Source organism: Streptomyces sp. NBC_00727, from assembly GCF_045161745.1.
Classification (GTDB): domain Bacteria; phylum Actinomycetota; class Actinomycetes; order Streptomycetales; family Streptomycetaceae; genus Streptomyces.
In genome coordinates, this window is the sequence record NZ_CP108981.1 from 1,867,869 (window position 1) to 1,880,206 (window position 12,338).

A 12,338-nucleotide genomic window follows, 5' to 3' on the forward strand; every position below is an offset into this window, starting at 1 on the left:
GGGCGGGGTCACCGACGGCCGCCGGGGCCGGTGGCGGCACGGGCGGCGATGGCCTGCCGGTAGAGGTCGGCGGTGCCGATCGCGGCCTGCTTCCAGGTGAACCGGGCGAGCACGCGCTCGCGCCCCGCGGCTCCGAGCCGGGTACGCAGCTCCGCGTCGCCCAGCAGCCGGCCGAGCGCGTCGGCGAGGGCGCCCGGGTCGCCGGGCGGGACCGCGAGGCAGGTCTCGCCGTCGGGGCCCGCGACCTCCGGGATCGCGCCGCCGGTGGTCGCGACGAGCGGGGTGCCGGTGGCCATGGCCTCGGCGGCGGGCAGCGAGAAGCCCTCGTACAGCGAGGGGACGCAGGCGATCTGCGCGCCGCGCACCAGGTCGACCAGCTCGGTGTCGCTGATGCCCTTGACGAACTCGACGGCGTCCGCGAGCCCGTGCCGCTCGATGGCCCGGGCGACGGGCCCGTCCTCGGCGCGCCTGCCGACGACGACGAGGTGGGCGGCGGGGTTGCCGGTACGGAGCTTGGCGAGGGCCTCCACGAGGTGGACGAGGCCCTTGAGCGGGACGTCGGCGCTGGACGTGGTGACGATGCGGCCGGGGACCTCGGCCACCGAGGGGTCGGGCGACCACAGGTCGGTGTCGGCGCCGATGTGGACGACCCGGACGCGGCGCGGGTCGACGCCGAGGTGGTCGACGATCTCCTGCTTGGAGGAGCCGGAGACGGTGAGCACGGACGGCAGCCGGCGCGCGACCCGCTTCTGCATGCGGGTGAACGCGTACCAGCGGCGCACGGAGGCACGGCGCCGCCGGCTGGGGGCGGCGTCCAGGTCGAGCTGCCGGTCGACGGTGATGGGGTGGTGGATCGTCGTGACGAGGGGGGCGCCGAGGTCGGCGAGGAGCCCGTAGCCGAGGGTCTGGTTGTCGTGGATGACGTCGAACTCGCCGCGCCGGGCGGCGAGGTGGCGCCGGGCCCGCAGGCTGAAGGTGAGCGGTTCGGGGAAGCCGCCGGTCCACATGGTGGCGACCTCGGCGGCGTCGATCCAGTCCCGGTACTCGCCGCGCTTCGGGGTGCGGAACGGGTCGGGCTGCCGGTAGAGGTCCAGGCTGGGCAGCTCGGTGAGCGGGACGCCCTCGTCGAGCACCGGGTAGGGCTGGGCGCCGATGACCTCGACACTGTGGCCGAGGCGGGCCAGCTCCCGGGCGAGGTGGCGTACGTAGACGCCCTGGCCGCCGCAGAAGGGGTTGCCCTTGTACGTGAGGAGCGCGATGCGCAGAGGGCCGTCACCGGGGCCCGTGCCCGACGCGGCGACGCCCGTGCGGGGGCCCGACTCAACGGCCTCAGCGGTCACACTCGGCCCCCTTCTCACTGCCTGTTCGCCGGAGCGTATCCGCCGACGCTAATCTAGAACAAGTTTCAGACTGGCTAGTTCAATGAGCTACGAATCTACCGGGCGGTAGCGTCGGTGCAACGGCCGGATCAGGTGATTCACGCCACGGCACGCACCCCGGCCCCGGGATGGGACACATGACAGCGGAAGCCCGACCGGCATCGCCGCCCCTGACGGAGCGCCAGGAGGCCCGCCGCCGCCGCATCCTGGAGGCCACCGCCCGGCTCGCCCGCGGGGGCGGCTTCGAGGCCGTCCAGATGCGCGAGGTCGCGGAGGAGGCCGGGGTCGCCCTCGGCACCCTGTACCGGTACTTCCCTTCCAAGGTCCACCTCCTCGTCGCCACCCTGCAGGACCGGCTCCGACAGCTCCGTACCGCCCTGCGCGAACGTCCCCCGGCCGGGGACGATCCGGCGGCCCGGGTCGCCGAAGCGCTGATGCGGGCGTTCCGCTCGATGCGGCGCGAACCGCAGCTGGCGGACGCGATGGTGCGCGCGCTGACGTTCGCGGACCGCGGCGCCGGCCCCGAGGCCGACGCCGTCTCGCGGCTCACGACGGCGATCATCCTGGACGCGATGGGCACCGGCCACCCGACGCCGGACCAGCTCTCCGCCGTGCGGGTGATCGAACACACCTGGCACTCCGCGCTGATCTGCTGGCTCTCCGGCCGGGCGACGATCACTCAGGTGCGCACCGACATCGAGACGGTGTGCCGGCTGGTCGGCCCGGCGACCCCCTGAAGCCCTGCCATGTGCGGCGCCCACACGCCCCGGGGGCGAGGTGGGGTGCCCTGCACCATATCTACGGCGGCACGGTGTTCATACGGTTCGGCGACATCACAGGAACACGCCGAGGAGCCGGTCACCATGCCCCGCACCCGCACAGCCAGAGCCCGCAGATCCCTCAGAACCCTCAGATCCCTCAGTGACATCCGTACCGTCGCCGTCCTGGCCGCAGCCGGCCTGCTCCTGACGGGCTGCACCGCCGCCGGGAAGGCGGGCGACTCCGACTCCGCGAAGTCCGCCGACGAGGCGGCCGTCAAGGTCGGCCTGGTGTACTCCAGGACCGGACTCCTCGCGGACTACGGCAAGCAGTACCGCGACGGATTCATGGCCGGCCTCGACTACGCCACCCGGGGGACGCGCAAGGTCGCGGGCCACCGCATCGAGGTCACCGAGCAGGACGACGCGGGCGACCCGGGCAAGGCCGTCTCCGCCGCGAAGAACCTCATCGGCAAGGGCTACAAGGTGCTGGCCGGCACCACCGACTCCGGCGTCGCCCTCCAGATGGCCCCGCTCGCCGCGCAGAACAAGGTGCTCTACGTCAGCGGGCCGGCCGCCACCGACGCGGTGACCGGCATCAACGAGTACACCTTCCGCTCCGGCCGCCAGTCCTACCAGGACATCCTCACGGCGGGCACGATGCTCGGCGACGCCAAGGGCAAGAAGGTCACGGTCCTCGCCCAGGACTCCACCTTCGGCCAGGCCAACGTCGCCGCCGTCAAGGCGGTGCTCGGCGAGAAGGGCGCCGAGGTCGGCTCGGTGCTGGCGCCGCCCAGCGCGACCGACCTGACGCCGTTCGCCCGGCAGGTCAAGGCGGGCGGCCCCGACCTCGTCTTCGTCGCCTGGGCCGGCTCCACCGCACCGGCGCTGTGGACCGCGCTCGACCAGCAGGGCGTGCTCGGCGCGAGCAAGGTCGTCACCGGCCTGGCCGGCACCGCCTCGTACCCGGTCTTCGGGGCGGCCGGGTCCAAGGTGTCGTTCCTGGCGCACTACTTCCCGGGCGCGGGCGGCTCCAACGCCGTGGAGAAGGCGATGCTCGACGCGGTGAAGAAGGACGGCGGCAAGCCCGACCTGTTCACGCCCGACGGCTTCACGGCCGCCCAGATGATCGTGCACGCCGTCGAGAAGGGCGGCGCCACCGACACCGCCGCGATGGTCAAGGCCCTGGAGGGCTGGAGCTTCGACGGGGTCAAGGGACGGACCCGGGTGCGCGGCGAGGACCACGCGCTGCTCCAGCCGATGTTCGTGGCCAAGCTGGACGGCAAGGGCAAGACGGCCGAGCCGAAGCTGCTGGACACCGAGCAGATGGACGCCGTGGCGCCGCCCGTGAAGCCCGCGGCGGGCTGAACCGTGACCGCACCCCACACCCTCGGGCGGCAGAGCCCGGCGGACCGGGAGACACCCGTGCTCCGGCTGGACGGGCTCGGCTGGAGCGTCGGCGGCGCCACCATCGTCCAGGACGTCTCGCTGAGCGTCCCCGAGGGCGAGTTCCTCGCCTTCATCGGCCCCAACGGGGCGGGCAAGACCTCCCTGTTCAACCTGATCAGCGGGCTCAGCCTGCCCACCGCCGGGTGCATCGAGCTGGACGGCGCCGAGATGACGGACCGGCCCGCGCACGTGCGGGCCCGGCGCGGCATCGGCCGGACCTTCCAGACCTCCAGCCTGTGGCCCGCGATGACCGTGGCCGATCACGTAAGGCTCGCCGCGCAGGCCGCCCGGGGCGGCTCGTACCGGCTGTGGCGGCGCGCCGACCCGTACACCGCCGAGGTGGCCGGCGTCCTGGAGCGCACCGGCCTCGGCCACCGGGCCGGGGCGACGGCGGGCGAACTGTCGCACGGCGAGAAGCGGAAGCTGGAGCTCGCCGTGCTGCTGGTGGGCGAACCCCGGCTGATGCTGCTCGACGAGCCGATGGCCGGGGTGAGCGCCGAGGAGGTCCCCGCGCTGACCGAACTCATCCGCACCCTGCACCGGGAGGAGGGGCGCACGGTTCTCATGGTCGAACACCACATGGACGTCCTGCTCGGCCTCGCGGACCGGCTCGCCGTGATGCACCACGGCCGGCTGCTCGCCCTGGACACACCGGAGGCGGTCACCGCCGACCCGGTCGTGCAGCAGGCGTACCTCGGGGAGGGGCTGTGACGGAGCAACCCCTCCTGGACGTGAGGGACCTGCGGGTCCTGATCGGCGGCCGGCACATCCTGCACGGCGTCGACCTGGACGTCTCCGCGCACGGCGTGACCGCGCTGCTCGGCCGCAACGGCGCCGGGAAGACCACCACGGTCCGGGGCGTCCTCGGGCTCGTCCCGCGCGCCGGCAGCGTCCGGCTCGACGGCGAGGAGACGGTGGGCCTGCAAACGCACGCCCTGGTCCGGCGCGGCATCGGCTACGCCCCCGAGGACCGGGGGATCTTCGCCGGGCTGACCGTCGCGGAGAACCTGCGGCTGGCGGAGCGGCGCGGCGCGGGCGAGCCGGCGTACGGCCTGGTCCACGAGCTGTTCCCCGAACTCAAGCAGCGGGCCCGGCAGTTGGCGGGGACGTTGTCGGGCGGCCAGCAGCAGATGGTCGCCATCGGGCGCACCCTGCTGAACGCCAACCGGCTGATCATCGCGGACGAACCCACCAAGGGCCTGGCGCCGAAGGTCGTCACCGAGGTGGCGCAGGTGCTGGAGCGGGCCGCCGAGGCGGTGCCGGTGCTGCTCGTGGAGCAGAACCTCGCCGTGGTGCGCCGGCTGGCCGGGCACTGCGTGGTCCTCGCCGACGGCCGCACCGCCCACCGGGGCCCGGCCGCCGAGCTGCTGGGCGACGCGGAGGCGGCCCGCACGCTGCTCGGTGTGGGCCACGGCCCGGTCACCGCACACCCCTCCGTGAAGGCGGATTCCTGATGTCCACCCTCGTCCTGCTCACCATGACCGGACTCGGTCTGGGGGCCCTCTACTTCCTCGTCGCGTCCGGACTCTCGCTGATCTTCGGCCTGATGGACGTGCTCAACTTCGCCCACGGGGCGCTGCTGTCCATCGGCGCGTACGGCACCTGGTGGGCCGCGTCCGGGAACCTGCCCGGCGCGGGCCCCGGCGGCGCCGGCTTCGTCCTGGCGGTCCTGTTCGGCACGGCGGTGGGCACCGCCGCCGCCGTGCTCCTGGAGCTCGCGGTCGTCCGCCCGCTCTACACCCGGCCGCGCGAGCAGGTGCTCGCCACGGTCGGGGTGGGGCTCGCGGTGCCCGCGCTGCTCTCCGGCATCTGGGGTTCCGACGCCCACCCGTTCCCGGGGCCGGAGGCGCTGTCCGGCACCTTCGGGCTGCTTGGCGCCCAGGTCCCGGTCAACCGGCTGGTCCTGGTGGGGGCGGCGGTCGTGGTGCTGGTGGCGCTGCGGCTGTTCCTCGGCCGGACCCGGCACGGCCTGGTCGTCCGGGCGGGCGTCGAGGACCGGGCGATGGTCACCGCACTCGGCATCGACGTCCGCAAGGCGTTCACGCTGGTCTTCGCGATCGGCGGCTGCGCGGCGGCACTGGGCGGGGCGCTCGGCGGGCTGTACTTCGGCTCGGTCGACCCGCGCCAGGGCACCTCGCTGCTGATCTTCGCGTTCGTCGTCGTGGTCACCGGCGGCATGGGCTCGGTGACCGGCGCCGCCGTGGCGTCCGTGGTCATCGGCCTGGTCCAGCAGTTCGCCAACTACTACACCGCAGCGGGGCTCGGCGACCTGGCGGTCGTCGTCCTGCTCGCCGTGCTGCTGCTCATCCGGCCGCGCGGACTGACGGGGAGGCTCGCGTGAGCACCGCCACCGACACACCCGACCGCACCACCGGCCGCCCGGCCACCGTCCCCGTCCCGGCCGGAAGAACCCGGCTGCTGCGCTGGTGGCCCGCCGCCGTCCTGCTGGTGCTGGTGGCCGCGCCGTTCAGCGCGGTGCCGGTACCGGGCCTGCTCGACGGGCCGCTCGGCTCGGCGGGCAGTCTGCAACTCCTCGCCACCTGCCTGCTGTTCGGCGCCCTGGCCACCGGCTATGACCTGCTCCTGGGACGGACCGGGCTGCTCTCCTTCGGCCACGCCCTGTACTTCGCGGCGGGCAGCTACGCCACCAACCTGTTCCTGCTGGAGGCGGGGCTGCCGTTCGCGCTCGCCACGGTCCTCGGGCTGCTCTTCGGGACCGCGCTCGCGCTGGTCCTGGGGTCGGTGTGCCTGCGCGTGACCGGGATCGGCTTCTCCATGGTGACCCTCGCCTTCGCCCAGGCGGGCTCGATCCTGGTGTCCCGCAACCCCGGCGGGGTCACCGGCGGCGAGGAGGGCCGGGCGGCCCCGTCCGACCTGCTGCCGTCCTCGCTCGTCGGCATCGACAACACCGCCAACCTGTACTGGATCGCGCTGGCCTACCTCGTCCTCACCCTGGGCGTCGTCCACTGGGCGGTCCGCTCCCCCACCGGCCGCGTCTGGGAGGGCATCAAGGAGAACGAGCGCCGGGTGGAGGTGCTGGGGCTGAAGCCGTACGGATTCAAGCTGACGGCCTTCGTGGTCGCGGGCGGACTAGCGGCGCTCGGCGGCATCGTGCACCTGCTCCTGACGGGCGGCTCGACCCCGCAGACGACCACGTCCGACTTCACGCTGTCGCTGCTGGTGATGGTGGTGCTCGGCGGCTCGGGCACCCGCTGGGGCCCGATGGTCGGCGGCATCCTCTACACCTGGGCCGACCACCGGCTCGGCGACCTGGCCGGATCGGGCGCGGTCGCGGACCTGCCGGCGGTCCTGCGCGTACCGCTGTCGCAGCCGCTGTTCCTGCTGGGCGTGCTGTTCGTGGCCGTGGTACATCTGCTGCCCGGCGGCCTGGCCCGGCTGCCGTCCCGGCTGGGACGGGCCGTGGGGGCAGCCTCGAACCGTAAGGAGACCGGAGTCAGTTGAGCCCGCTCGCGGAGTACGAAGAGACCGAAGTCCCCGTGCGCGGGGGCTCCCTGGCGGCCCTGCGCTGGCCGGCCGCCGACCCGGACGCGCCGGTGGTGGTGGCGCTGCACGGGATCACCTCCAACGCCCTGTCCTGGGCGGCGGTGGCCCGGCTGCTGGCGGGCCGGGTCACGCTGGTCGCCCCGGATCTGCGCGGCCGGGCGGGGAGTTCGCACCTGCCCCGCCCGTACGGCATCGCCGCGCACACCGACGACATCGCCGCGCTGGCCGGCACCCTGGGCCCGGGCCCGGTGGTGCTGGCGGGCCACTCGATGGGCGCGTTCGTGGCTGCCCTGGCGGCGGTGCGCCACCCGGACCGCTTCGGGCCGCTGCTCCTCGTCGACGGCGGTATCGGCTTCCCGGCGCCGACGCACCTGACGCCGGACGAGCTGATGACGGCGGTGATCGGCCCGGCGATGGACCGGCTGTCGATGACCTTCCCGGACCGGGCCGCCTACCGCGCGTTCTGGCAGGCGCACCCGGCGTTCGCCGGCGCCTGGTCCGACGAGGTGGACGCGTACATCCAGCGCGACCTGACCGGTGAGGAACCGGCCCTGCGCTCGTCCTGCCGGATCGAGGCGATCCGCACGGACGGGGTCGGCCTGTTCGACGAGGAGGTCCTGTCGGCGGTACGGAAGCTGCCCGTCGACGCGACGCTGCTGTGGGCGGCGCGCGGTCTGATGGACGAGGAGCAGGGCCTGTACGACGAGGGCCGGCTGGCCGCCGCCGAGCTGTCCGGGACCCGGGTGGAGCCGGTCGCGGTGAAGGACGTGAACCACTACACGGTCCTGACGGGCGACCGGGGCGGCCGGGAGATCGCGGAGCGCCTGGTGGCGCTGGCGCGGGGCTGAGAGCCCGTATGAGCGGGGCCCGGCAGCGCGCCGGGCCCCGCTCCTCGTGGGTCAGGCGGTGCAGCCGCTGTCCGCGATGACGAAGTATCCCGCGGGCGTCTCCTTCAGGGTGTGGCTGAGGAAGACGTTGTACAGGCCCATGTTCTGGTTCGAGCCGTTGGCGTAGACGTACCCGCCGGACATGTGCGCCCGGCCGGCGGTGACGTGGGCGTAGTTGGTGGCTGTGTAGCACTGCGCGGGGTCGGGGTCTCCCGGGTCTCCCGGATCACCCGGGTCGCCCGGGTCGCCCGGGTCGCCGGGTTCGGTGCCGCCGTCCAGGCCCCAGAAGACGCCCGTGTAGTACGTGGAGCAGATGGTGTTGAGGAAGTACGCGGCCGTCGAGCCGCACTGCCGGTCGCCCGAGCCGGGGCTGACCGGCAGGCCGTGGCCCATGCCGGAGACCGAGTACATCTCCACGGCCGGCTTGCCCGAGGCGTCGTTGTAGACGGTGCGGGTGGTGCTGCCGGGGAGGCTGTCGGTGGACGACGGGGTCTGGCTGATGCCCCACACATTGGTCCACTGGTCGCGCAGGGCCGTCGCGTTGGCCGGGTAGACCGTGTAGTCCGAGGTGCCCTGCCAGATCGCGACCCTGGGCCACGGACCGCTGTAACCCGGGGAGGCGGCGCGGACCTTGTCGCCCCACTGCGCGGGCGTCAAACTCTGCGGCCCGTACTGGCAGCCCGACGCGGCCGCCTGGCTCGTCGCGCACTGGGCGGGCAGCCCGGAGGCCACGGAGCCGCCCGCGAAGACGTCCGGGTAGGCGGCGAGCAGGTCGGCGGTCATCCCGCCGCCCGCCGAGAGCCCGGTGACGTACACCCGGCGCCCGTCGGAGCCGTAGGTCTTCTTCGCGTAGTCGACCATCTGCACGATCGACGCGGCCTCACCCTTGCCCCGGGTGTCCTCGTTCGGGTCGAACCAGCCGAAGCAGGACAGCGCGTTGTTGGCGGACGTGGTCTGCGGGAAGACGACGGCGAAGCCCCACTCGTCGGCGTACTCCGGCCAGCCGGAGCTGGTGTAGTACGCGTTCGCGGTCTGCGTGCAGCCGTGCAGGGCGACGACCAGGGGGGCTTTCGCGGGGAGTCCTGCCGGGGTGTACGCGTACATCTGGAGGTTGCCGGGGTTCGAACCGAAGCCGGTCACCTGCTGGAGGCCGGCGGCGGCTGCGGCGGGCTGCGCGGTGGTGACGCTCAGCGTCGCCGCGAGCAGGCCGAGGACGGCGGTCGCCGCGAGGCGGCGGAAGAGGCGTTTCAGGATCGGTGGGCGCACGGGTGCTTTCTCCCTGCCGTGGGGGTACGGGTTGCTGCCGGAACCTACGAGCGGCGGACGCCCTCGCCCATGTGGCAGGCGGACACCGGCGGCTCCCGGGTGTGTGCGGCAAGTCCCTTGCGCCGGGCACGGGCCCGGAGCGGAGGCCGCCCGGCGGACACCCGCACCATGTACGCCGCCACCATGCCCCGGTACGCGGGTGTGTGCACCGGCGCCGTGTGACGCGGGCCCGCCCGTACCTACGGTGACGCCCATGGAGACTTCCCGCAGACCGGATCACCAGCCCGCCGCCGCCGCGTCCGGCGGCCCCGCGCAGGCGCCCGCAGAACCCGTCCTGGCCGGGCGCACCGCGCTGGTGACGGGGGCGGCGAGCGGGATCGGGCGGGCCTGTGCGCAGGCGCTCGCCGCCGCGGGCGCCCATGTGCACGTCGTGGACCGGGCCGGTGAGGCCGCCGAGCGGCTGGCGAAGGAGATCGGCGGGACGCCCTGGGTGGTGGACCTGTCCGAGCCGGCGGTCGTGGACACCCTGCCCGCCGATGTGGACGTGGTGGTCAACAACGCGGGCATCCAGCACGTGGCACCGGTGCACGAGTTCCCGCCGGACCGGTTCGCCCTGATCCAGCGCGTGATGGTGGAGACCCCGTTCCGTGTCTTGCGCCGGACCCTGCCGGGCATGTACGAACGCGGCTGGGGGCGCGTGGTCAACATCTCGTCGGTGCACGGGCTGCGCGCGAGCCCGTACAAATCGGCCTATGTGACGGCCAAGCACGCACTGGAGGGGCTGAGCAAGGTGGTCGCGCTCGAAGCGGCGGAGCACGGGGTGACGAGCAACTGCGTCTGCCCCGGGTACGTGCGCACGCCGCTGGTGGAGAACCAGATCGCCGACCAGGCCCGTACGCACGGCATCTCCGAGGAGGAGGTGGTGGGGCGGGTGATGCTGGAGCGCAGCGCGATCAAGCGGCTGATCGAACCGGCGGACGTGGCCGAGGCGGTCCTGTGGCTGTGCGGCCCGCGCACCGGGCACATCACCGGCTCGTCGCTCTCCATGGACGGCGGCTGGACCGCGAACTGACCCGCCGCCCCGAACCCCCGAGGAACCCTGGAACGCCATGCCTGAACCGCTCCCCTCCGCCGCGCCCCACCTCCGGCGCCTGTTCGACCTGCTGGCCGACGACGCCCCGGCCGAGGCGCTGGGGGCGGTCTCCTCGCAGGCGCGGGCGGACGGGGTGGACGCCGGGGAGCTGGCGGAGGTGGAGCGGGCGACGGCGACCGCGCTGCGGATCAGGAGCGCGCTGCGCCAGCACCGTCGGCGCGAGGCCCAGCTGACCGCGCTGTTCGACACGGCGGGCGACCTGGCGGCATCGCGCGACCTGGACGACGTGCTGAAGGCGATCGTGCGGCGGGCCAGGATGCTGCTGGGGACGGACACCGCGTATCTGACCCTGCCGGACGAGGAGGCCGGGGACACCTACATGCGGGTGACCGACGGCTCGGTCTCGGTGCTCTTCCAGCGGCTGCGGCTGGAACTGGGCGACGGCCTGGGCGGTCTGGTGGCCCAGACGGCGAGCCCGTACGCCACGCCGGACTACCGCACCGACGAGCGCTTCCGCCACACCCGCAACATCAACGCCGGTGTCCTGGACGAGGGCCTGGTCGCGATCCTGGGCGTGCCGCTGCTGCTGGGGTCGAGCCGGGGCGGTACGGGCAAGGTGATCGGAGTCCTGTTCGCGGCGGACCGCTCGCCCCGGGTCTTCAGCCCGGACGAGGTGGCCCTGCTCTGCTCGCTGGCCGCGCACGCGGCGATCGCCATCGACACGGCCCGCGCGCTCGCCGACACCACGGCCGCGCTGGCCGAGCTGGCCGAGGCGAACGCGGAACTGGCCGAGGCCAACGCCTCGGTGCGGGCGCACTCGGCGGCCATGGCACGGGCCGAGGAGTCGCACGACCGGCTCACCGACCTGGTGCTGCGCGGCCGGGACGTCAAGGACGTGGCGGCGGCCGTCGCCGGGCTGCTCGGCTCGCCGCTGACCATCCACGACCCGGGCGGCCGCCCGCTGGCCGCCGTCCGCCCGGACGGTACGGGCTTCGCCGCCGACAGCATGGACGCCGGCTGGCTGGCGGAGGCGGCCGAGGAGTCGCGTACGGGCGCGCGGGCCGTGCACCGCGACGGGCGGGTGGTGTGCGCGGTGCTCGCCGGGCAGGAGCTGCTGGCCGGGCTCGTCCTGCACCGGGCCCGCCCGCTGGACGACTCGGACCGGCGGCTGTTCGAGCGGTCGGCGGTGGTGACGGGGCTGCTGTTGCTGCTGCGGCGCACGGTGGCCGAGACGGAGAACCGGATACGCGGCGAGCTGATCGCGGACCTGCTGACGGACCCGGGGCGCGATCCGGCGGGGCTGGCCGAGCGGGGCCGCCGGCTCGGCATCGACCTGGACCGCCCGCACCTGCTGCTGGTGGCGGAGACCGGTGCGCGCGAGCGGCTGGCCCCGGCCGCGATGCGCTTCCTGTTCGGCGGCGAGAACCAGGGCGTGAGCGCCGAACACGCGGGTGCGGTGGTGCTGTTGATCGAGGACTCCGGTACGGGTGCGGGCGCGGCGGCCCGGTCGGCGGCGGCCCAGCTGGGGCAGCTCGCCCAGTCCCCCGTCACGGTGTCCGCCGCCGGTCCGGCCCGGGGCCCCGGCGAGCTGGCCGCCGCCTACGCGGAGGCGGCGCGCTGTCTGCGGGCGATGCGGGTGCTGGGGCGGACGGGCGAGGGCGCGTGCGTGGAGGAGCTGGGCTTCCTGGGCGTGGTGCTGGGCAACGCGCAGGACGTGGGCGGCTTCGTGGCGGCGACGCTGGGGCCGCTGCTGGAGTACGACGCCCAGCGCGGCACGCATCTGGTGCGGACGCTGAGCGCGTACTTCGGGGCGGGCGGCAGCCTGATCCGGGCCAAGGACGAGCTGCACGTCCATGTGAACACGGTGGTGCAGCGTCTGGACCGCATCCAGGTGCTGCTGGGCCGCGACTGGAACGAACCGGGCCGGGCGCTGGAGCTGCAACTGGCCCTGCGGCTGCACCTGCTGTCGGGGGCCTCGCGGGGCACGCGGCCGGGCTGACGG

The 12,338-nt window shown here is 74.1% G+C and carries 12 protein-coding genes; 9 read left to right on the forward strand and 3 right to left on the reverse strand.

The features are described 5' to 3' along the window. Positions 1–8: 8 nt before the first annotated feature. Positions 9–1,340 (reverse strand): glycosyltransferase family 4 protein, encoded by a 1,332-nt coding sequence (locus OG242_RS08310; RefSeq protein ID WP_405897526.1) that lies wholly within the window; start codon positions 1,338–1,340, stop codon positions 9–11. A 176-nt stretch (positions 1,341–1,516) separates the two neighbouring features. Here OG242_RS08310 and OG242_RS08315 point away from each other — a divergent pair, with 176 nt between their 5' ends. The 7 genes from OG242_RS08315 to OG242_RS08345 all read left to right on the forward strand — a co-directional run bounded on the left by OG242_RS08315 (position 1,517) and on the right by OG242_RS08345 (position 7,938). Next, positions 1,517–2,116 carry a TetR family transcriptional regulator gene (locus OG242_RS08315; protein ID WP_405897527.1) on the forward strand — a complete coding sequence of 200 codons (600 nt, stop codon included), beginning with the start codon at positions 1,517–1,519 and terminating at the stop codon, positions 2,114–2,116. Between the two features lie 126 nt (positions 2,117–2,242). Continuing rightward, on the forward strand, positions 2,243–3,505 hold the full coding sequence (locus tag OG242_RS08320; protein ID WP_405897528.1) for a substrate-binding domain-containing protein: 1,263 nt from the start codon (positions 2,243–2,245) through the stop codon (positions 3,503–3,505). Positions 3,506–3,508: 3 nt separating this feature from the next. Further along, positions 3,509–4,297: an ABC transporter ATP-binding protein gene (locus OG242_RS08325; RefSeq protein WP_405897529.1), complete on the forward strand. Its 789-nt coding sequence runs from the start codon at positions 3,509–3,511 to the stop codon at positions 4,295–4,297. After that, positions 4,294–5,040 (forward strand): ABC transporter ATP-binding protein, encoded by a 747-nt coding sequence (locus tag OG242_RS08330; protein ID WP_405897530.1) that lies wholly within the window; start codon positions 4,294–4,296, stop codon positions 5,038–5,040. The genes OG242_RS08325 and OG242_RS08330 overlap by 4 nt, the downstream gene beginning before the upstream one ends. Then, positions 5,040–5,927, forward strand: a complete 888-nt coding sequence (locus OG242_RS08335) for a branched-chain amino acid ABC transporter permease (RefSeq protein ID WP_405897531.1) — start codon at positions 5,040–5,042, stop codon at positions 5,925–5,927. The genes OG242_RS08330 and OG242_RS08335 overlap by 1 nt, the downstream gene beginning before the upstream one ends. Beyond that, on the forward strand, positions 5,924–7,048 hold the full coding sequence (locus OG242_RS08340; RefSeq protein ID WP_405897532.1) for a branched-chain amino acid ABC transporter permease: 1,125 nt from the start codon (positions 5,924–5,926) through the stop codon (positions 7,046–7,048). The genes OG242_RS08335 and OG242_RS08340 overlap by 4 nt, the downstream gene beginning before the upstream one ends. Beyond that, positions 7,045–7,938, forward strand: a complete 894-nt coding sequence (locus tag OG242_RS08345; RefSeq protein WP_405897533.1) for an alpha/beta fold hydrolase — start codon at positions 7,045–7,047, stop codon at positions 7,936–7,938. Before OG242_RS08340 ends, OG242_RS08345 begins: the two co-directional genes overlap by 4 nt. A 51-nt stretch (positions 7,939–7,989) precedes the next feature. Here OG242_RS08345 and OG242_RS08350 read toward each other — a convergent pair whose 3' ends face one another. Then, positions 7,990–9,243, reverse strand: a complete 1,254-nt coding sequence (locus tag OG242_RS08350; RefSeq protein WP_405897534.1) for an alpha/beta hydrolase family esterase — start codon at positions 9,241–9,243, stop codon at positions 7,990–7,992. 44 nt (positions 9,244–9,287) lie between these two features. Beyond that, on the reverse strand, positions 9,288–9,452 hold the full coding sequence (locus OG242_RS08355; protein WP_405897535.1) for a hypothetical protein: 165 nt from the start codon (positions 9,450–9,452) through the stop codon (positions 9,288–9,290). 44 nt (positions 9,453–9,496) lie between these two features. Between OG242_RS08355 and OG242_RS08360 the strand changes: the two genes are divergently transcribed. Together OG242_RS08360 and OG242_RS08365 are read left to right on the forward strand one after the other, a co-directional pair. Further along, positions 9,497–10,315 (forward strand): 3-hydroxybutyrate dehydrogenase, encoded by an 819-nt coding sequence (locus OG242_RS08360; protein ID WP_405897536.1) that lies wholly within the window; start codon positions 9,497–9,499, stop codon positions 10,313–10,315. A gap of 37 nt (positions 10,316–10,352) precedes the next feature. Beyond that, positions 10,353–12,335: a helix-turn-helix domain-containing protein gene (locus OG242_RS08365; RefSeq protein WP_405897537.1), complete on the forward strand. Its 1,983-nt coding sequence runs from the start codon at positions 10,353–10,355 to the stop codon at positions 12,333–12,335. The last annotated feature ends 3 nt before the right edge of the window (positions 12,336–12,338 follow it).